The sequence below is a fragment of the Arthrobacter sp. P4_F10 genome (genome assembly GCF_056401435.1).
In genome coordinates this window covers 83419-103259 of the sequence record NZ_JBFUJJ010000013.1, presented here as the reverse complement: position 1 = coordinate 103259, position 19841 = coordinate 83419, and the positions used below count along the sequence as shown (strand labels likewise).

The 19841-nt window shown below is 66.7% G+C and carries 22 protein-coding genes; 17 read left to right on the top strand and 5 right to left on the bottom strand.

The features are described 5' to 3' along the window. The 3 genes from infB to trxA all read left to right on the top strand — a co-directional run. The coding region (infB, locus tag AC1DR1_RS14605) for a translation initiation factor IF-2 (protein ID WP_476992786.1) at nucleotides 1-2198 on the top strand (2198 nt) is incomplete at its 5' end. Nucleotides 2199-2489: 291 nt separating this feature from the next. Further along, on the top strand, nucleotides 2490-2999 hold the full coding sequence (rbfA, locus tag AC1DR1_RS14600) for a 30S ribosome-binding factor RbfA (protein ID WP_364747414.1): 510 nt from the start codon (nucleotides 2490-2492) through the stop codon (nucleotides 2997-2999). Between the two features lie 149 nt (nucleotides 3000-3148). Beyond that, nucleotides 3149-3586 carry a thioredoxin gene (trxA, locus tag AC1DR1_RS14595; RefSeq protein WP_476966479.1) on the top strand — a complete coding sequence of 146 codons (438 nt, stop codon included), beginning with the start codon at nucleotides 3149-3151 and terminating at the stop codon, nucleotides 3584-3586. Nucleotides 3587-3684: 98 nt separating this feature from the next. Here trxA and AC1DR1_RS14590 read toward each other — a convergent pair whose 3' ends face one another. Both AC1DR1_RS14590 and AC1DR1_RS14585 read right to left on the bottom strand, forming a co-directional pair. Then, the gene (locus AC1DR1_RS14590) at nucleotides 3685-3894 is read right to left on the bottom strand and encodes a hypothetical protein (protein WP_026266615.1); all 210 of its coding nucleotides are present in this window, start codon (nucleotides 3892-3894) and stop codon (nucleotides 3685-3687) included. A gap of 91 nt (nucleotides 3895-3985) precedes the next feature. Then, entirely contained in the window at nucleotides 3986-5200 is a 1215-nt protein-coding gene (locus AC1DR1_RS14585; protein ID WP_229993015.1) for a pyridoxal phosphate-dependent aminotransferase, read from the bottom strand. Between the two features lie 85 nt (nucleotides 5201-5285). Here AC1DR1_RS14585 and truB point away from each other — a divergent pair, with 85 nt between their 5' ends. The 3 genes from truB (at nucleotide 5286) to AC1DR1_RS14570 (ending at nucleotide 7217) form a co-directional block, all read left to right on the top strand. Then, a complete protein-coding gene (truB, locus tag AC1DR1_RS14580; RefSeq protein ID WP_229993014.1) occupies nucleotides 5286-6296 on the top strand; it encodes a tRNA pseudouridine(55) synthase TruB in 1011 nt (336 codons plus the stop codon). Next, nucleotides 6296-6649 carry a hypothetical protein gene (locus AC1DR1_RS14575; protein WP_229993013.1) on the top strand — a complete coding sequence of 118 codons (354 nt, stop codon included), beginning with the start codon at nucleotides 6296-6298 and terminating at the stop codon, nucleotides 6647-6649. Before truB ends, AC1DR1_RS14575 begins: the two co-directional genes overlap by 1 nt. 76 nt (nucleotides 6650-6725) lie before the next feature. Next, nucleotides 6726-7217, top strand: a complete 492-nt coding sequence (locus AC1DR1_RS14570) for a hypothetical protein (RefSeq protein ID WP_476992787.1) — start codon at nucleotides 6726-6728, stop codon at nucleotides 7215-7217. 60 nt (nucleotides 7218-7277) lie between these two features. Here AC1DR1_RS14570 and AC1DR1_RS14565 read toward each other — a convergent pair whose 3' ends face one another. Continuing rightward, the gene (locus AC1DR1_RS14565) at nucleotides 7278-7832 is read right to left on the bottom strand and encodes an NUDIX domain-containing protein (RefSeq protein WP_229993011.1); all 555 of its coding nucleotides are present in this window, start codon (nucleotides 7830-7832) and stop codon (nucleotides 7278-7280) included. Nucleotides 7833-8206: 374 nt separating this feature from the next. On the opposite strand from AC1DR1_RS14565, the gene AC1DR1_RS14560 reads away from it, so the two are divergent. After that, nucleotides 8207-8911, top strand: coding sequence for a GntR family transcriptional regulator (locus tag AC1DR1_RS14560; RefSeq protein ID WP_229993010.1), 705 nt, complete (start codon nucleotides 8207-8209; stop codon nucleotides 8909-8911). Nucleotides 8912-8951: 40 nt separating this feature from the next. Here the strand turns inward: AC1DR1_RS14560 and AC1DR1_RS14555 are convergent, their stop codons facing one another. Then, complete coding sequence (locus AC1DR1_RS14555; RefSeq protein ID WP_229993009.1) at nucleotides 8952-9410, bottom strand: PTS sugar transporter subunit IIA; 459 nt, start codon at nucleotides 9408-9410, stop codon at nucleotides 8952-8954. Beyond that, a complete protein-coding gene (locus tag AC1DR1_RS14550; RefSeq protein WP_229993008.1) occupies nucleotides 9410-9640 on the bottom strand; it encodes a PTS sugar transporter subunit IIB in 231 nt (76 codons plus the stop codon). The genes AC1DR1_RS14555 and AC1DR1_RS14550 overlap by 1 nt, the downstream gene beginning before the upstream one ends. 204 nt (nucleotides 9641-9844) lie before the next feature. On the opposite strand from AC1DR1_RS14550, the gene AC1DR1_RS14545 reads away from it, so the two are divergent. The 10 genes from AC1DR1_RS14545 to rpsO all read left to right on the top strand — a co-directional run bounded on the left by AC1DR1_RS14545 (nucleotide 9845) and on the right by rpsO (nucleotide 19621). Beyond that, nucleotides 9845-11095, top strand: coding sequence for a PTS transporter subunit EIIC (locus tag AC1DR1_RS14545; RefSeq protein WP_229993007.1), 1251 nt, complete (start codon nucleotides 9845-9847; stop codon nucleotides 11093-11095). Nucleotides 11096-11141: 46 nt separating this feature from the next. Further along, nucleotides 11142-11918 carry a glucosamine-6-phosphate deaminase gene (gene nagB, locus AC1DR1_RS14540; RefSeq protein ID WP_229993006.1) on the top strand — a complete coding sequence of 259 codons (777 nt, stop codon included), beginning with the start codon at nucleotides 11142-11144 and terminating at the stop codon, nucleotides 11916-11918. After that, on the top strand, nucleotides 11903-12742 hold the full coding sequence (locus AC1DR1_RS14535) for a copper homeostasis protein CutC (protein ID WP_229993005.1): 840 nt from the start codon (nucleotides 11903-11905) through the stop codon (nucleotides 12740-12742). The genes nagB and AC1DR1_RS14535 overlap by 16 nt, the downstream gene beginning before the upstream one ends. Then, nucleotides 12732-13958: an N-acetylglucosamine-6-phosphate deacetylase gene (locus AC1DR1_RS14530; RefSeq protein ID WP_229993004.1), complete on the top strand. Its 1227-nt coding sequence runs from the start codon at nucleotides 12732-12734 to the stop codon at nucleotides 13956-13958. The genes AC1DR1_RS14535 and AC1DR1_RS14530 overlap by 11 nt, the downstream gene beginning before the upstream one ends. Nucleotides 13959-14232: 274 nt before the next feature. Further along, entirely contained in the window at nucleotides 14233-15306 is a 1074-nt protein-coding gene (locus AC1DR1_RS14525) for a DNA polymerase IV (RefSeq protein WP_476992785.1), read from the top strand. Between the two features lie 74 nt (nucleotides 15307-15380). Beyond that, nucleotides 15381-15764, top strand: a complete 384-nt coding sequence (locus AC1DR1_RS14520) for a hypothetical protein (protein WP_364747422.1) — start codon at nucleotides 15381-15383, stop codon at nucleotides 15762-15764. A 190-nt stretch (nucleotides 15765-15954) separates the two neighbouring features. Further along, on the top strand, nucleotides 15955-16938 hold the full coding sequence (locus tag AC1DR1_RS14515) for a bifunctional riboflavin kinase/FAD synthetase (protein WP_229993002.1): 984 nt from the start codon (nucleotides 15955-15957) through the stop codon (nucleotides 16936-16938). 95 nt (nucleotides 16939-17033) lie between these two features. Next, nucleotides 17034-17888 carry a tryptophan 2,3-dioxygenase gene (gene kynA, locus AC1DR1_RS14510; protein ID WP_476992784.1) on the top strand — a complete coding sequence of 285 codons (855 nt, stop codon included), beginning with the start codon at nucleotides 17034-17036 and terminating at the stop codon, nucleotides 17886-17888. Next, on the top strand, nucleotides 17885-19213 hold the full coding sequence (kynU, locus tag AC1DR1_RS14505; protein WP_476992783.1) for a kynureninase: 1329 nt from the start codon (nucleotides 17885-17887) through the stop codon (nucleotides 19211-19213). The genes kynA and kynU overlap by 4 nt, the downstream gene beginning before the upstream one ends. 138 nt (nucleotides 19214-19351) lie before the next feature. Next, nucleotides 19352-19621 carry a 30S ribosomal protein S15 gene (gene rpsO, locus AC1DR1_RS14500; protein ID WP_120953920.1) on the top strand — a complete coding sequence of 90 codons (270 nt, stop codon included), beginning with the start codon at nucleotides 19352-19354 and terminating at the stop codon, nucleotides 19619-19621. Nucleotides 19622-19841: the final 220 nt, after the last annotated feature.

Here is a 19841-nt window from a genome sequence, read left to right as displayed (position 1 = left end):
CAGGCGGCCCCCGCCCCGGCGCCCCGCGTCCGGCCGGCGCTCCCGGCGCCGGTCGTCCGGCAGGAGCCGGCGGCAACCGCCCGACTCCGGGCATGATGCCTAACCGCACCGAACGTCCCGCACCCGCTGGTGCCGGCCGTCCCGGCGGCGGAGGCCGTGGTCCGGGCCGTCCGGGTGGCGCTCCAGGTACCGGTGCTCCCGGTGCCGGTGGCGGCGCTCCGGCCGGTGGTGGCTTTGGTAAGGGCGGTCGCGGTCGCGGCGGCACCCAGGGTGCCTTCGGTAAGGGCGGCGCAGGCCGTGGCAAGCAGCGCAAGTCGAAGCGTGCCAAGCGTCAGGAACTCGAGCAGATGAGTGCTCCTTCGCTGGGTGGCGTGAGCGTACCCCGCGGCGACGGCAACACCGTAGTCCGGCTTCGCCGTGGCTCGTCCATCACGGACTTTGCCGACAAGATCGAGGCGAACCCCGCCGCACTGGTGACGGTCCTCTTCCACCTCGGCGAAATGGCCACGGCCACGCAGTCGCTGGATGAAGAGACCTTCGCGCTGCTCGGCGAGGAGCTTGGCTACAAGCTTCAGGTTGTGTCCCCGGAGGACGAGGAGCGCGAGCTGCTCTCCACCTTCGACATCGACTTCGACGCCGAACTGGAAGCCGAAGGCGATGAAGACCTCGAGGCACGTCCTCCGGTTGTCACCGTCATGGGTCACGTTGACCACGGTAAGACCCGGCTGCTCGACGCCATCCGCAAGTCCGACGTTATGGCGGGCGAGCACGGCGGCATCACGCAGCACATCGGTGCCTACCAGGTCACCCACGCCCACGAAGGCATTGATCGGAAGATCACCTTCATCGATACTCCGGGCCACGAGGCGTTCACCGCCATGCGTGCCCGTGGTGCGAAGGTCACCGACATCGCCATCCTGGTGGTCGCAGCGGACGACGGCGTTATGCCGCAGACCGTTGAAGCCCTCAACCACGCCCAGGCGGCCAACGTGCCGATCGTCGTGGCCGTGAACAAGATCGACAAGGAAGGCGCCAACCCGGACAAGGTCCGCGGCCAGCTGACCGAGTACGGCCTGGTTCCGGAAGAATACGGTGGCGACACCATGTTCGTGGAGGTCTCGGCCCGACAGAACCTCAACATCGACGAGCTCCTCGGCGCCGTTCTGCTCACCGCAGACGCTGCCCTGGACATGCGCGCCAACCCGAACAAGGACGCCCGCGGTATCGCGATTGAAGCCAACCTGGACAAGGGCCGCGGTTCCGTGGCCACCGTCCTGGTTCAGTCCGGTACCCTGCACGTCGGCGACACCATCGTGGCAGGCACGGCCCACGGCCGCGTCCGTGCGATGTTCGACGACGACGGCAGCGCGCTGACCGAGGCCGGCCCGTCCCGCCCCGTGCAGGTGCTGGGTCTGTCCAACGTCCCGCGCGCCGGTGACACCTTCTTCGTGACCGCTGACGAGCGCACCGCCCGCCAGATCGCCGAGAAGCGTGAAGCCGCCGACCGCAACGCCGCACTGGCCAAGCGCCGCAAGCGGATCAGCCTGGAAGACTTCGACCAGGCCGTCGCCGATGGCAAGATCGACACCCTCAACCTCATCCTCAAGGGTGACGTGTCCGGTGCCGTGGAAGCCCTCGAAGACGCGCTGCTCAAGATCGACGTCGGCGAGGGTGTCCAGCTCCGCGTCATCCACCGCGGTGTCGGTGCGATCACGCAGAACGACGTCAACCTGGCAACGGTCGACAGCGCCGTCATCATCGGCTTCAACGTCAAGCCCGCCGAGCGTGTTGCCGAACTGGCAGACCGCGAAGGCGTGGACATGCGCTTCTACTCCGTCATCTACGCAGCAATCGATGACATTGAGGCAGCCCTCAAGGGCATGCTCAAGCCGGAGTACGAAGAGGTCCAGCTTGGCACCGCCGAGGTCCGCGAAGTGTTCCGTTCCTCCAAGTTCGGCAACATCGCAGGCTCGATCGTCCGCTCGGGTGTTATCCGACGCAACGCCAAGGCACGCATCACCCGCGACGGCAAGATCATCGGTGACAACCTCACCGTTGAGACGCTCAAGCGCTTCAAGGATGACGCCACCGAGGTCCGCACGGACTTCGAGTGTGGTATCGGTCTTGGCTCGTTCAACGACATCACCGAAGGCGACATCATCGAGACCTTCGAGATGCGCGAAAAGCCGCGCGTCTAGGTTGGTTTAGCAGTACAGGTGCGGGGTCGTTGGATTTTCCGGCGGCCCCGCACTTTTCCGCCGTAGAGGGGCCCCGCCCCTACGCTGGGTGGCCGACGTCTTACGACGTCGGCCACCCAGTTCCGGCAGGCCCGATGCCACTCCCGGGCCCCCTCCACGGCTCCAAAGGGCCGCCGGAAGAAACCAACGGGAGTCCGTCGTAGACTCGCCTTAGGGGCGTGGCATCAAAACCCAACAGTTGTGCGGCCACCGTTCCGGCGCCGTCGTACATCCAAATTTTTAGGAGTGGAAATGGCTGATCCCGCACGGGCTGCCAAGTTGGCGCAGCGGATTAAGGTTGTCGTTGCCGAGGCGCTGGGCCGGAGGGTGAAGGATCCCCGACTGGAGGGCGTCACCGTGACCGACTCGCGGGTGACCAACGACCTGCAGCACGCAACTGTTTACTACACCGTGTTCGGTGACGAAGTGGCCCAGGCCGATGCCGCCAAGGGGCTCGAGAAGGCCAAGGGTGTGCTGCGGCAGGAAGTCGGCCGGAACATCACCGTGCGGCTGACACCGACGCTCGAATTCGTGGCCGACCAGATCCCCGTCACCGCCTCGAACCTTGAGGAACTGCTCCGCGCGGCGAAGAAGCGCGACGCCGAGGTGGCCGCGCTGGCCGAAAGCGCCACGCACGCCGGAGACGCCGATCCTTACAAGAGTGATACGCCCCAGGACGTGGAGCTCGACGAGGACGACTTTGACGAAGAGGACCTGGACCTCATCGACAACGACGCGATCGATGAGGACCGCAACAAGTAAGAGTGCCTTCAACAGCAGGGGCCGGAACCGGAAACGGGTCCGGCCCCTGCTGTTTCTGTATCCGGGGACCTTCGACCCTTGGCCCGTTGAGGGGCAGGGGAGTCCCATGGAACCATGACTGCACGTATGCGCAGGGCCATCGGAGTGCCGTGGAATCCAGCCTGACCAAGTGCCCGCATTGCGGGAAGACCAACCGGATTCCCGCGGCCGCTGCCGGGCACCCGCGCTGCGGCAACTGCGGCAAGGACCTTCCCTGGATCGTGTCGGCGTCAGACGCCGACTTCCCGGTTGTCGCGGAGCAGTCTTCCGTTCCGGTTCTCGTCGATTTCTGGGCGGCGTGGTGCGGGCCGTGCCGGATGGTCAGCCCGGTGCTGGACAGGTTGGCGCAGGAGCGGGCCGGGAAGTTCAAGCTCGTGAAGGTCGACGTCGACACCTCCCCGGGATTGTCCAGGCGGTTCGATATCCAGGCCATCCCAACGTTGCTTGTCATCAAGAAGGGGACGGTGGCGGCCCGCCAGGCTGGCGCGCCGCCGGCCGCGGCCCTCCGCAGCTGGCTCGATGAGGCATTGGCGGCAAATCCGGGATGACCCCCGGTTGGGTCGGGCTTGGCACGCAGATGACGTCGAGATTGCAGAACACGGCAGTGCGCGGGCAAAAATTGCCGCCAAATGCCATCTCGAAATGCCTAGCGGCGCTTGGAGCGTCCCCGGGCTCCCAGCCCACCGCCCAGCACGGGAGATCCCATGCCGAGGAGGTAGCCGAAGTCATACCAGTTCCCCGCGCGGGCGGAGTTATAGAACGGGAACTCACTCCAGAAACCGAAGACATGGGCGATCAGGACGATCCATGCCGTCAGCCCATTCCAGAAACCCCACAGCAGGTCTTGCCACCACACGATGTACTCCCTTGGCCGGAATCCACGGCGCCCGGACGGGCCAGGACAACCCGAAGCCAGGATGGCGGGCCAGCCTGGAAGCGCCGTGTGCTCAGGCTAGGGCGCCAGCTTCTCCGGCGGTAGGGCCGGTGGACCCGTCGGGGCCTGCCGCCAGTTCGCGTGCAGGGATACGCCGGAGGCCCTCCACAAGATCGGCCTGGTTTCCGCAGAGCGCAATGCGGATCCAGCCCTCGCCAATAGAGCCGAACGCCGTGCCGGGGGCGAAGGCCACGCCGGAGTCCGCCAGGAAGCGGCGCGTCCATGTCCGGACATCCCCGTCGCTGGCATGTGAGACGTCCGCCCACAGATAGAACGCGCCTTGGGCCGCGAGGTAGGGGATGCCATGGGAGCTCAGCACCGCCGAGGCCGCGTCCCGGTTGGCCCGGTAATGGGCGTGGGCATGGCTGACGTAGTCCTGCGGACCGGTCAAAGCTGCCAGTGCCGCGTACTGCGACGGGGAGGCCACACAGGACACGATCGACTCCATGACGTTATTCATCTTCTGCTCCAGCCCGGGCGGACAGATCAGCGCGCCGATGCGCAGTCCCGTCAGCCCGTAGGTCTTGGAGAGCGTGAGCGAGGTGAACACGCGCGCTTCGCCTGGAACGTCGCTGTCGAAGCGGGCCGGGCTGACGTGCGGGACATCGTAAGTGAACGCCTCGTAGCATTCGTCGGAGATGACCCACAGATCGTTCCGCCTCGCCAGCTCCACGAGGCGGCGCGTCAGGTCCTCGCCCAGGACGGCGCCGAGCGGGTTGGACGGAGAGTTCAGGATCAATACCTTGGTCCGCGGCGTGATGAGCGCCTCGATGTCCTCGATCCGCGGCTGGAAATCGTGCTCCGGGTACAGCGGGTAGCGTACGGGCACGGCGTGCAGCAGGCTGCTCGTCATCGCGAAGGTGGGGTAGCCGGGGTTGGGAATGAGGATCTCGTCCCCGGGGGAGAGCAGCAGGCTCATGGCAAAGTGCAGGCCTTGCTGGGCGCCGTCGACCACATAGACGCGCTCGGCGCCGACCGGCGTCGCGTTGTGTTCACGGAAGCGGGCGGCGAAGGCCTCCCGCAATGCGGGGATCCCGGCGTTAGGGGTGTAGTTGGTCTCGTCCCGGTCCAGGCACGCCATCCCGGCCTCGAGGACGTGGCGGGGGACTGCGAAGCCCGGCTCCCCGATACTGAGCACGATCGCACCGGGCGTTCCCCAGGCGGCTTCGGTGATCTCGCGGATCTGGTTGATCGGGACGTCGCGGACATGTGCGGCAAGCTCGGGCATGTGTGCCATCCTAACGCCCGGCGTCCGCGGTGGGCGCGGGGGCCGTGGGCGGTGGGGCGCGGCTGGCCCGCATATACTGGGAGGCGTGCTTTCTGGACTGGTGATAGTAGACAAGCCGCAAGGTTGGACCAGCCACGATGTGGTTGGACGGATGCGGCGGATCGCCGGTACCCGAAAGGTCGGCCACGCCGGGACGCTCGATCCGATGGCCACCGGCGTTCTCGTGGTGGGCATCAACAAGGCAACCCGGCTGCTGACCTACATTGTGGGCACCTCCAAGACTTACACCGCCACCATCAGGCTCGGTGAATCCACCGTGACGGACGACGCCGAAGGCGAGGTCACCGCCACCCGCAGCGCCGCCGGGGTCACCGAAGACGCTGTCCGCGCCGGAGTCGCCGCTCTGACCGGGGAAATTGAACAGGTTCCCAGCAGTGTCAGCGCCATCAAGGTCAACGGTGAACGCGCCTACGCCCGGGTCCGGTCCGGTGAAGAGGTCAAGCTCGCGGCCCGTCCCGTGACGATTCACCGCTTTGAGGTCCACCAGGTCCGCCGCGTGCACGATGGTGAGGCAGACCGGGAAGCCCTGGACGTCGATGTCACGGTGGAGTGCTCTTCCGGCACATACATCCGTGCCCTGGCGCGCGACCTCGGCGAGGCACTCGGCGTCGGCGGCCACCTGACGGCACTGCGCAGGACCCAAGTGGGTCCCTACACGCTTGAGCAGGCACACACCCTTGAACAATTGGCGGAGAAGCTGGACGTCCTGGAGATCTCGGACGCGGCCCGGGCCCTGATGCCGAACCGTGAACTCAGCGAGGCGGAGACCACCGAGATTTCCTTCGGCCGCAGGGTCGCCGCAGGAGCCGCAGCCGGCACGCCGGAGGCAGCGACCGCGGACAAGCCGGCAGCAGCGTTCGCGCCGGACGGTACGCTCGTGGCGCTCCTGGCCGACGCGGGAAGCTACGCCAAGCCCGTGCTGGTGTTCGCGCCCGATAACGAAAAGCGCTCCACTGAAAAGAGCGGCACCGAAAAGCGCTCCATCGAAAAGGGCGCCACCGAAGCGGGCGGCAACGAACAGCGGGCCGGGCAGTAGTGGACGCGTATTTCTACATCATCCTTGTGGTTGGCCTGCTCTCCAGCATCATCTGCGTCGCCGCGGGCATCCTGAAGAAGGCGCCCAACGACACGACCATACTGTCGGTGGCCGCCGTCGAACTGGCCCTCCTGGTCTATCTGGTGGGCTCGATTGTCCGGGTGGCCAGCGGGGAGCAGATCGCGGGGGAGTCCTGGGAGTTCTGGGGCTATCTGGCGACGGCGCTGATCCTCCCGATCGGCGCCGTGTATTGGTCCATCCTGGAGCGGACCCGCTGGAGCAACTTCGTCCTGGCCGCGGTCGGCGTCACTGCCCTGGTGATGGCGGCCCGTATGAACCAGATCTGGTATTGAGATGGAAGAGGCAGAAAACGTGAACGCAAAATCCTCCCAGGAGGGCACAGGCAACCCGGCGGGGTCGGCCTCCGGCATCACCGGGGCAGCGGACGCCGGGCCGGCAGCTGCTGGTTCCACGGAGGCTGGTTCCACACAAACTGGGGCGGCGCAAACTGCGCCGGCGACCGACACCCGCAACACTGGGCCGGGACGGCTGCTGATTGCTGTCTATGCCGTGTTTGCGATTTCGGCGACCGCCCGGGCCGGCTACCAGATTCTCACGAAGTTTTCCGAGGCGCCCCTGGCGTACCTGCTGTCCGCGTTCGCCGCAGCCGTCTACGTAGTTGCCACCGTGTCCCTCGCGAAGCCGGGCCGCACCGCGTTCAAGGTTTCCGTGGCGGCAGTCCTGGTGGAGCTTGTGGGCGTCCTCGTGGTGGGGGCATTGAGCGTATTCGACTCGGTGAACTTCCCGCACGAGACGGTGTGGTCCTTGTTTGGCCGCGGCTACGGATTCATCCCGCTCCTGCTGCCCATTCTGGGACTCATCTGGCTGTATCGCCGGCGTCCCGCGCCCCGGCAGCACTAGGCCGGGCTGCCCCGTCCGGGGCTTGCCCGCGCACTCGGCTGGCTACCTCCGGCCGGCTGGTTACGGCCGGCTGGTGATGCGCCGGGCCTCCGTGAGCCTGCTGCGCAGTCCGGGCCAGGCGGTGGCGAAGCCCGGGTGCAGTTTCTTGCCACCGACTGCGTCAACCCCCACCCACTGCAGTTCGAGACTTTCCGGATCACTGATGGCGGCCTCGAAGGGCTGCAGTGCCTCGGCAACCACCGTGGTGTAGGTCCAGTAGCCGACGTCGAACACCGACGTGAACAGGACACGGACGTTCTCCGGAGGCACGGCCGCTTCCTCGCGTGCTTCCCGCAGCGCCCCGTCGATGGCCCCTTCCCCTTGGTGCAGGGCACCTCCCGGGAGCCCCCACGTGCCGCCTTGATGGCTCCACAAAGCGCGGTGTTGGAGAAGGATTCCCTTTGCGGCGTCGTGGACCAGGAGCCCGGCGGAACCGAACCGACCCCAGAACCGTCCGTGCTCGCCCTCGACCCAGGCGTCACCGGGATCGCGTGGACCCAACGGGTGGCGCAGGCCGCCCGGCACCGGTCGTGCGAATGGTGATTCCCCCGCTTGGGGCGCGGCTGTGCTGTCCATCCCTACAGCTTGCCACGCGCCAGTCCATACGACGGCGGATGGCGTACGCAGTGTTACGGGCTGAACCGCTGCCCACGGATACTCGCTCAGCGGTCTTCGACCGGGGATCGTTGGCCAATGGTCTTCGACCGAAGCCTGCACCCAGGCCTTCACTCGAAGGGCCTCACCAAATAATTGAGATCAAACCAGGCCGCGGCGTCGGCCAAACCAGCCTCAAGCGCCAGCAGGGCTGGTCGTAAGTTTTCCGGTGGGCCGTGACAGGGTTCACGTGGCATAATCCGAGTAGGTGGTCCTTACCGGATCGCTCCACTAACAAAGGGGCCGATTTGCCAGCCGCACGTACGAGCACGGCACCTGCCACCCAGGTGCATATCGTGAACAGTCAGGTACCCAAGCACGAGCAGCTGCGCTCGATTATCCTCAAGGTGGCCAAAGAGGAACTCGAACCCGGCGCCCGCCTCCCCAGCGAGCGCGAACTGATGGACGCGTACGGCGTCAGCCGTATCACCGTCCGGGCCGCCATCGGCCGACTCGTCACCGAGGGCCACCTCGTGCGTGTCCCGGCCAAGGGCACATTCGTAGCCGACTCGGCAGTTCAGTCCACCCTCCACCTGGCGTCCTTCACCCAGGAGATGGAGGCCCAGGGTCATACCCCCAGCACCGTGGTGCTCCTGGCGGAGCTCGCGGCCGCGCCGAAGGACACGGCGGACGCCCTGGGCCTGTCCCAGGGTGCCGAGGCGATCCACCTGCGCCGGCTGCGTCTCGCCGACGGCCGGCCGGTCAGCGTCGACGACGCCTGGTACAACCCGGAACATGCCAGTGGGCTCCTCGACATTGACCTCACCGGCTCGGTTTACAAGGCCCTGGCCGCCCAGTTCGGCAAGGAGATCAACCGCGCCCGTCAGACCGTGCGCGCCGAGGGCGCCCCGGCGGATGTCGGGGCGCTCCTCGGCACCGGGACGGGCGCGCCGGTCCTGTTCTTCGACCGCACTTCCTACTCGGGCCAGCTCGCCATCGAGCACACACGTTCGTGGTACCGATCTGACAGGTACTCGCTGAACATGGAGGTGCGGCTGTAGCGGGAAGGGCTCCGGCTTTGTTTCCGTGACCCCGCCCTGCCTACGGCACCGAGAACAGCTCGGCGCCGGCCGCCACGGCGCCTGAGGCGATCGGCGTCGCCGTGTCCGGCTTGGTGTCCAGTACGACGATGGGGCTCACGAGGGAATATCCGGCGGCCACAGCGGCAGCCGGATCCACGCGCATGATCAGTGCACCGGCGTCGACCGTCGCCCCCTTGTCAATGAGCAGCTCGAACCCCTCGCCCTGAAGCTTGACGGTGTCGATCCCGACATGTGTAAGCACGCCCCTGCCCGCGGTGTCGACGACGATGAAAGCATGCGGAAGCAGCTTGATGATCTTCCCGGCAACCGGGGAGACGACGTCAAATGTTTCGCCCTCCGGCGGCTCAATGGCCGCGCCGGAGCCGACCATCTGGGCAGAGAACACCGGGTCCGGGACCTCACCGAGGGGCATAACCCTGCCGGCCAGGGGTGCGTGGATGAGGAGTGCCTCCGTCATCAGAGGAGGTCCTCGATGTCGTCGGCGAGTGTGTCCGCCTCCGGGCCCACGATGACCTGAACAGCTGTGCCCGCGGTGAGTACGCCGTGCGCCCCGGCTGCCTTCAGGGCCGCCTCGCTCACGAGTGAGGAGTCCTTGACCTCAGTGCGCAGGCGGGTGATGCACGCCTCGACTTCGACGATGTTCCCAGCTCCGCCGAGTCCTTCAATGATCTTTTCTGCCTTTGACATGGCATGCCTCTCTCATTGCGCCCCCTTCCGGGGGCACTTCGGATCCGTGGCCAAGCGGCCCCGGTGTGGCCAGGATGAGTCAATCCGTCCGGCGGATCGACTGCCTTGACAGGTCCGCGTGGGATGAATCACACTGGTTATAACCAGACAGTACCGGCTGAGCCGATCTTCCACAAGCCCTTCCTAAACGCAAAGGTGCCTCTCATGTCAGTCCCTGAATCCATCGCCACGGCGCCGGAGAAGAAGGCGAATGCCGCCTTCTCGAACCTCCAGCGGTTGGGCCGCACGCTCATGCTTCCGATCGCGGTTTTGCCCGCCGCGGGTATCCTCCTCCGGGCCGGTCAAGTGGACCTTTTGGGCGCCATCCCCGGCTTCGAAGGCGGTGCCTCCGTGGTCGAAGCCGCCGGCAGCGCGGTCTTTACGTGGCTTCCGCTCATCTTCGCCATTGGTATCGCCATCGGCTGGGCCAAGAAGTCCGACGGGTCGACCGCTCTGGCGGCCGCCGTCGGCTACATGGTGATCGATGGGGTCTTCAAGGCAATGTCTCCACTCGTTCTTGCCGGGCAAGTGGATCCCGCGGGCAAACCCGCCGTCATCAATTACGGCGTTCTTGCCGGCATCGTCGTCGGGTTGTTCTCGGCTATCCTGTGGCAAAAGTTCTACCGCACCAAGTTGCCGGACTACCTGGGCTTTTTCAGCGGCCGGCGCCTCGTGCCCATCCTGACGTCCCTCACCGCCCTCGTGGTCGGCGTGATCATGGCCCTGCTCTATTCAGCGTTCAACGCGGGGCTGTCCTGGGTTGGCGAGATCGTGGCCGGAAACGCTGTCCTTGGTGGCGGGCTTTACGGTTTTGCAAACCGTATGCTCATCCCGGTGGGGCTCCATCACGTCCTCAATTCGGTGGTCTGGTTCCTCGTAGGCGACTTCAATGACGCCTCCGGTCAGCTTGTCCGCGGCGACCTCAACCGCTTCTTCGCAGGTGATCCGACCGCCGGCGTGTTCATGACCGGGTTCTTCCCCATCATGATGTTTGGCCTCCCCGCGGCTGCTTTCGCCATCTGGCGCCACGCCAAGCCGTCACAACGGAATCTTGTCGGCGGGATCATGCTCTCCACCGGCCTGACGGCCTTCCTGACCGGGATCACCGAACCACTTGAGTACGCCTTCATGTTCGTCGCGTGGCCCCTCTACATCGTCCATGCCGTCCTGACCGGCACCTCGCACGCGCTCGTCAATGCACTGGGAATCCACGACGGCTTCACGTTCTCCGCCGGCCTGATCGACTTCGTCCTGAACTTCAGCAAGGCACAAAACGCCTGGATGCTCATCCCCATCGGGTTCGGCTACGCGGCCATCTACTACTTCCTGTTCTCCTTCGTAATCAAGCGCTGGAACCTGCGCACTCCCGGACGCGGGGACGACGAAGTCACCGTCGAGACCGAACCCGCGAAATAGCCACACAGCCCACCCGCACTGACAGCCACAGGGAGTACACCCCAGCATGGAAATCATCATCCTTCCCGGCGCGGATGACGTCGCCCACACCGCAGCGGACATCATCGAGGAGCGCCTCCGCAGCGGTCCGTCCGTCTTGGGCCTCGCGACCGGCTCGACGCCCCTCGGGACCTACCGCGAACTTATCGACCGCCACCGCCGCGACGGGCTGAGCTTCGCCGCCGCCCAGGCGTTCCTCCTCGACGAGTACGTCGGACTGCCAGCCAGCCACCCCGAGTCCTACCACTCGGTGATCCGGCGCGAATTCACGGACAGCGTGGATTTCCCCGCCGACGCCGTGCACGGACTCGACGGCGCATCGTACCCGGCGGCGGAGGCCGCCCGGTACGACGCGAGTATCTCTGCAGCCGGAGGTGTGGATGTTCAGATCCTCGGCATCGGCACCGACGGGCACATCGGCTTCAACGAGCCCATGTCGTCCCTCGCGTCACGGACCCGCATCAAAACGCTCACCGCCCAGACCCGCCGCGACAACGCACGCTTCTTCGCTGGCCTCGACGAGGTCCCGGAGCACGTACTCACCCAGGGTCTTGGAACGATTCGGCAAGCCCGACATCTTCTCCTACTCGGGCTGGGCGAGGCGAAGGCCGACGCCGTTGCGGCGGCTGTTGAGGGGCCGGTCGCCGCTATCTGCCCCGCCTCGGCTCTCCAGCTCCATCCACACGTGACCGTTCTCCTGGACACGCCGGCAGCGTCCAAGCTCGCCCACACCGAGTACTACCACTACACGTTGGGACGGAAGCCGGCATGGCAGGGCTTCTGAGCGGCGCGGAAGCCGGCACAGCGGGGCTTCTGAACGACGCGGCCGCCGGGGAGCTGCGCCCTGTGCCGGACCTCGAGTTCGCCGTCGAAGACGTCACCGGGATGCGGATCTCCGCGGCCGTCGGCGCCACGCGCGTCGAGCTGTGCGCCGCGCTCATCGCGACGGGCGGCATCACCCCTGACATGCGGATGGTGGACATGGCGTGCGAGGCCGGGCTGCCCGTCCATGTCCTCGTCCGGCCCCGGCCGGGAGGGTTCGCCTACACACCCGAGGAGCTCCGGATCATCGAACGTGACGTGGTGGCGGTGCTGCGGGCAGGGGCGGCCGGCGTCGTGGTCGGCGCCCTGGCACCCGACGGCGGACCGGACGCCGTCGCGCTCACCCGGATTGTCGCCGTCGCGCGTGCCCAAAAGCCCGCCGCACAGCTGACCTTCCACCGCGCATTCGACGCCGCACTGGCCGCCGGCGCGAACCCCGCCGACGCGCTCGGGCGGCTCGAAGACGCCGGCGTGAACCGGGTGCTCACCAGCGGCGGCGGAACCGACTGCACACAGGGGATCGGAATGTTGGCTCGGCTCGTGGAACTCGGACGGGACCACGCGCCGGGAGTACAGATCATGGCTGGCGGCGGAGTGACTGTGGACATCGTGCCGCGGCTCGTGACAGCAGGAGTGCATGCGGTGCACTCATCGGCGCGCCCGCGGCCCGCATCTCCCCTGGATACGGGCGCCGGCGTCCGGCCGGAGGCGATGGACCCGGAACTCGCAGCGGGCATCGCGGCAGCGCTGCGGACCGCGGACAGGATCACTGAACATGGTGAATGAGGTCGTGACGCTTCGTGGCCGCATCGTCACCGGTAGCCTGGCCATCGACGACGGCGTGATCGCCGTGGCCGGTGACCGCATCAGCTACGTCGGACCGGCTTCGGCATTCCCCGGAATTGCTGATCTGGAGCAGAACCGCCCGGCGCGGGACGGCCGGTACACCCTGCTGCCGGGCCTCGTGGACCTGCACTGCCACGGCGCCGCAGGATCCGATTTTTCCGAAGGCTCGGCGGCCGCGGCACGCTCGGCAGCCCGATTCCTGCACCGCCGCGGAACCACGACGCTGCTGGCCAGCCTCGTGACCGCCTCCACCCACGACCTGCTCCGGAATCTCGACGCCTTACGCCCCGTGGCAGAGGAAGGACTCATCGCCGGGTCACATCTGGAAGGCCCCTTCCTGTCCCCGCACCACCACGGAGCCCACGATCCCGCCCTGCTACGGGATCCCGATCCCGCTCTGATGGGTGAACTGCTGGCGGCGGCGGGGACCAGTCTTGTCTCCCTGACCTGCGCAGCCGAACTTCCAGGCGCCCAGCGCCTGGTCGACCAGCTCACGGCCAGCGGAGTGGTTCCCTCTCTGGGCCACACCGCAGCAGACACGGCGACCGCGGCCGGGTTCCTCGGCCGCGCGGCCCTCGGCCTGCGGCGGGCCGGACACCGCCAGGGGAACCCGGTTCCCCGGCGACCCACGGTGACGCACCTGTTCAACGCCATGCCGGCGCTGCATCACCGCTCACCCGGTCCGGTGGCCGCCAGTCTCAGCGAAGCGCACGCCGGCAGGGCCGTCATTGAACTCATCGCCGACGGCGTCCACCTCGCCGCGGATACCGTCCGGATGATGTTCGACCTCGTCGGTGCTGAGAATATTGCCCTCGTCACTGATTCCATGGCGGCCACGGGCCTGCAGGACGGACGTTACCGGCTGGGAAACCTGGCCGTCACCGTACACGAGGGGGTCGCCCGGCTCGACAGCACCGGCGCGATTGCCGGCGGAACCGCAACCCTCCTTGACGTGGTCAGGGCCACCGTAGCAGCAGGAGTATCACTGCAGGACGCGGTCCGGTCAGCCAGCGCCGTCCCGGCATCAGTTCTCGGCCTGTCCGGGCATGTCGGCGACCTTCACAAAGATATGCGGGCCGACATTGTCGTCGTCGATTCCGAATTAACCCTCGCCGGCGTGTTGCGGCACGGCAGATGGATCGAACCACTGCCGTGAAAGGAACCGCGCCCTCCGTTGCCCGGAACCTCGAAGCCCGAGAAGCAAACCCCACCTATCCCTCGCGCTCGATGCAGTACGAGTGGCCGGGCGGCCATCACCCTGGACTCGTCCGTTCCCTGTACTTGGCGCGGACCGCGCCACACTCGGCACAGGTGCGGTGCAGGTCGTCGGCGGCGCTGGATTTCAAAGAAGGCCAGGAGGCCGCCGGCTCCGCGGCCAAGCCCGGTGGAGAACCGATGCTTGCCAGGAATGTTTAGGGCAGACTGGTGGCGTGAGCGGAATCCGATGGGTGCTGCACGTCGATCTCGACCAGTTCATCGCGGCGGTCGAAGTGCTCCGGCGGCCGGAGCTTGCGGGCAAGCCGATCATTGTCGGCGGTCGGGGCGACCCCACGGAACGAGCTGTGGTGTCGACCGCGTCCTACGAGGCCAGGGCGTTCGGTGTGGGTTCTGGAATGCCCTTACGCATTGCGGCCCGGAAAGTGCCCGACGCCGTGATCCTGCCCGTCGACCACGAGGCTTACCTGGCGGCGTCTGAAACGGTGATGGCTACCCTGCGCGCGCAGCCCGGCGCCACCGTGCAGGTGCTGGGTTGGGATGAAGCCTTTGTAGGCACGGAGACAGAGAATCCGGAAGCCTACGCCCGGCAGGTGCAGGCCGCTGTCCTGGAGCGAACGCAGCTGCATTGCAGCGTGGGCATCGGCGACACCTTGGTCCGGGCCAAGGTGGCCACCGGTTTCGGCAAGCCGGCCGGCGTCTTCCGCCTCACTTCCGGGAACTGGCTCGACGTCATGGGCAGCCGGCCCACCAAGGACCTGTGGGGCGTCGGAACCAAAGTGTCGGGCCGGCTGGCCAAACTCGGCATCAACACAGTCGCCGAGCTCGCCGCGTCCGACCCCCAGGACCTGGTCCCGGAGTTCGGCCCCAAGATGGGTCCTTGGTACGCGGAGCTCGGACGCGGGGACGGCGCCAGCGTCGTGGACGACACCCCGTGGGTTGCCCGCGGGCATAGCCGGGAGACCACCTTCCAGCGCGACCTCACCGAGCCCGTCCAGGTGGACGACGCCTTGAGGGAGCTGACAGCGCATGTCCTTGAGGACGTTGTGGCCGAAGGACGGCCCGTGGTTGGGCTGACCCTCAAGGTTCGGTACGCGCCGTTCGTCACCAAGACCCACGCGAGGAAGATTCCCGAGACCTTCGACCGGAACGAAATCCTCGCACGGGCCTTGGACCTCGCAGCCGGAATCGAGGCGGGCCGTCCGATCCGACTCCTGGGCCTGCGTGCCGAATTGGCAATGCCCGACGATGCCCGAACGGGACATACGCCGACGCGCGGTGGTTGGTGACGGCGTCGCTCCCTGGCCCAGCCGGGCCGAAAGTCTCTGAACCACGCACACCTCTGCGCGCCTAGGGTGAAGACATGGACCATCGCCGTCTGCTGCTGCGGGTTGTGAAGTCGATTCACACCATTGCCTGGTTCACGATCGAGGCCTGCATGGCCTACGTCCTGTACACCGGAGTCAGGGGCCGCACCGACCGGAAGACAGGCGTGGCCGCCGTCGTGGTCGCGGGCGAAACGGTGATCTTCGCCGCCAATGGCTTTCGCTGCCCGCTGACCGCTGTCGCCCAGGACCTCGGGGACAGCGACGGCTCGGTCACGGACATCTACCTCCCGCGGTGGTTCGCGAGGATGCTGCCCGGAATCCACGTCCCCCTGATCCTCGCCGCCGTCCTGCTGCACTGGCGGAACTGGCGGAATCACGCGGTCCGGGACAGCCAGCGGAGGCTGTTGCTCGGGCGATAGTCAGCACCTGCCCGGACACGGTCGACCTGCCGCCCCTACATCGCGGTCCCGCAGGGTGTCCCCGGGCGAGGCTGCCCGGAAGCCTACGAACCGTCCGGGAGCGGCCCGGAATGCGGGTAATCTTAGAGAGTTCCGGAGCCGGCACGGTCGCTCCGGGGGAGTTCATGGCAGGCAGCAAAAGGCGAGGTTGATGGTCCACATCTGGAACGATCTGTCCGAAGTCCCGGCGGACTTTGGTCCTTCGGTTGTCACTTTCGGCAATTTCGACGGCGTGCACCGCGGCCACCAGCAGGTGCTGTCGCAGCTGATCCGCACCGCCCGATTGAACCACGCCCGCGCCGTCGCGATCACCTTCGATCCGCACCCGGCGCAAGTGCACCGTCCCGAGTCGGCTCCCGAGCTGATCATGGGGCTGGAGGACAAGCTGGTGGCCCTGGGCGAGCTCGGCCTCGATGCCGTGCTGGTGATGAAGTACTCGATGGAACTCGCCAGCCTGACCCCTGAAGAATTTGCCGCCGCGGTCCTGGTGGACGGCCTGAAGGCAAGCCACGTGGTGGTCGGCCACGACGCCCGGTTCGGCCGCGGCAATTCCGGGGACCTCTCCACCATGCAGGAGCTGGGGCGGAAGCTCGGTTTCGAGGTGCTGGTCATCAGCGAGTTCGGCTCTGAAGGCTTCCCCATCCACGACGACGACGGGACGGACCGCCGCTGCTCGTCCACGTGGGTCCGTGAGGCCCTGCGCGAGGGCGACGTTGCCACCGCCGCTGCGGTGCTGGGCAGGCCGCACCGGATGCGCGGCGAGGTGGTGCACGGTGCCGCACGCGGCCGCGACCTCGGCTTCCCCACGGCAAACCTCGCCCCGACGGCCAGCGGGTACATTCCCGCCGACGGGATCTACGCCGGCTGGCTCGTCGACCAGGCGGGCACCCGCTGGCCTGCCGCCATCTCCGTGGGCTCCAACCCCACGTTCGACGGCGTGAGCCGTCAGGTTGAGGCCCATGTGATCGACCGCCCGGAAGAGTCCCCCGACGAATTTGATCTGTACGACCAGACAGTTGTGGTGGAATTTGTCACCAGGCTCCGGGGCATGGTGGCGTACCGTGGGCCTGAGGCATTGGTGGATCAGATGCGCCTGGACGTCGTCCAGGCGCACGACATCCTGTTCGCCCGCTGACAACCGGCCCGAACGACACCAAACCCCGCGCTGGCGTGTTCCCACGCACTGAAGCCGCGCTGATTCACAGCCACTTGGCAAGGAAGGCAAGAGACGTGACCATCGAGAAGAACACGAGGGAACTGGACCAGGACATTGTCCGGGACTTCAGCACGCGCATGAGCTACGCGTCGTACCTGCAGTTGCCCACCCTGCTCAGCGCCCAGCAGCCGGTCAGCACTCCGGAACACCACGACGAGATGCTGTTCATCATCCAGCACCAGACCACGGAGCTGTGGCTGAAGCTGGTACTGCATGAGCTTCGCAGCGCTGCCGCCTGGCTGCGATCGGACGACCTCGGGTCCGCCCTGAAGGCGATCGCCCGGGTCAAGCACATCCAGAAGACGCTCACCGAGCAATGGTCCGTGCTGGCCACCCTGACACCTACCGAGTACTCCCAGTTCCGCGGCTTCCTCGGCAACTCGTCCGGATTCCAGTCCAGCCAGTACCGCGCGGTCGAGTTCCTTCTGGGCAACAAGAACGCCAAGATGCTCCCGGTGTTCGAATCGGACCCCGAGGCCCACGGGATGCTGCGCGAACTGCTCGAAGCCCCCAGCATCTACGACGATTTCCTCGCGTATCTCAAGCGCCAGGGCTTTGACGTCCCGGCCTCCGTGCTGGAGCGCGACGTCACCAAGGCCCACGAGTTCTGCCCTGAGCTCGTCCCGGTGTTCAAGTACATCTACGAAAACGCCGCCGACAACTGGGGCGCGTACGAGGCTTGCGAGGAACTCGTGGACCTTGAGGACAATTTCCAGCTGTGGCGTTTCCGCCACCTGCGCACCGTCCAGCGCACCATCGGCATGAAGGCCGGCACCGGCGGATCCAGCGGTGCCGCGTTCCTGCAGAAGGCCCTCGAGCTGACCYTTTTCCCTGAGCTCTTCGCCGTGCGGACGGAGATCGGCCAGTGAGCATCTCCGCCGGCACCGACGCAACGGACAATCTGTGGCAGCGCGCCCTCGATCTCGACGCCGCCGATCCGCTGGCCGGCTACCGCGACCACTTCGTCGGCACGGACACGGATTTGTCCTACCTTGACGGCAACTCCCTGGGCCGGCCGCTCAAGCGGACCGTCACGGACATCAGCAGCTTCATCCAGGACAGCTGGGGCGGCCGCCTGATCCGGGGCTGGGACGAGGAATGGCTCGAACTGCCCCAGGCCATCGGCGACCAGCTCGGCCGCGCAGTGCTCGGCGCGGCGCCCGGGCAGACCATCATTGCCGATTCCACCACCGTGGTGCTGTACAAGCTCATCCGCGCCGCCCTGGCAGCTGTGACGGATCCGGCGCGGACGGAAATCGTCCTGGACACGGACAATTTCCCCACCGACCGGTACCTGGTGGAGGGAATCGCGCGCGAAGAAGGCCTGACCCTGCGCTGGATCGACGCCGATCCCGCCTCCGGTGTCACGGTCGAGCAGGTGCGGGCCGCCACGGGCCCGGCCACCGCCGTCGTGGTCCTGAGCCAGATTGCCTACCGCTCCGGTTTCCTCGCGGACCTTCCGGCTATCACCGCGGCAGTCCACGACGCCGGCGCCCTGGTGGTGTGGGACCTGTGCCACTCCGCCGGGTCGGTGGAGATCGCTTTGGACGACGCCGACGTCGACTTCGCGRCCGGCTGCACGTACAAGTACCTGAACGGGGGACCGGGATCGCCCGCGTTCGCCTACGTCAACACCCGGCACCTGGCCGGACTTCAGCAGCCGATCTGGGGCTGGATGGGACGCAAGGACGCGTTCGAAATGGGTCCCGGCTACGAGGCCGCCCCCGGCATCCGGGGCTTCCTCAGCGGCACCCCGGCCATTTTCGGCATGCTCGCCATGCGCGGCACCCTGGACCTGATCGAGGAAGCGGGGATGGCTGGCCTCCGGGAGAAGTCACAGCTGCTCACGGCCTATGCCCTCGAACTCTTCGACGCCTGGCTGGCACCGGCCGGTGTGCAGCTGTCCACCCCGCGGGACCCGGCACTGCGCGGCAGCCACGTGACGGTGGACCACCCTGCCTTCCGTGAAATGACGGCCGTGTTGTGGGATCAGGATGTGATTCCCGATTTCCGTGCCCCGCAAGGCATCAGGATCGGGCTGTCACCCCTGAGCACCTCCTATGCGGAGGTGTACCGCGGCGTCGCCGCGATCCGGGAGCTGCTTTCGGGCCAGGAAAGCGGAGACGCATCCCAGGGCGGCGCGGCCGGCGCGGCTGGCAGTTTCGACAAGACCACGGACGTGCCACTAAACTGAACGTTGGATCCGGCTGCAGTCCGTGGCGGCTGGCTCCTGTTGTGTACGGAATGCCCGGCTTCGGCGGGGGATTCCGGGACGGCACCCCCGGCAGTGAATTACTGATTCGGGCCTCACGGCACATCTCTAGGAGTTATTGTGGCACTTGAAGCCGCTGTAAAGCAGTCCATCATCAAGGATTTCGCAACGTCCGAGGGCGACACCGGTTCGCCGGAGGTCCAGGTTGCAGTCCTGACTCAGCGGATCAAGGATCTCACTGAGCACATGAAGGAGCACAAGCACGATTACCACACCCAGCGCGGTCTGCTGGCCATGGTTGGTCGTCGCAAGCGCATGCTCACCTACCTCAAGAACACTGACATCACCCGCTACCGTCAGCTCATCGAGCGCCTCGGCCTGCGTCGCTAGTCAGCTTTAAGGGGCGGCCCCTTCCGGACCGGAAAGGGCCGCCTTCTTCAGGAAAAAACTAAACAGGAGGATCAACCGCATCACGCATTCGCGGTCCTCGGTAGTGATCCCCGGGAACGGCCTCAAGGAATGAGGCCCGGCCCGTGGGTCTCGATCGATGACCGGGTGCAGTGCAGGCCAGTAGACAGATGCTGGACTGGGTTGATGCGGCTGGGCTCCG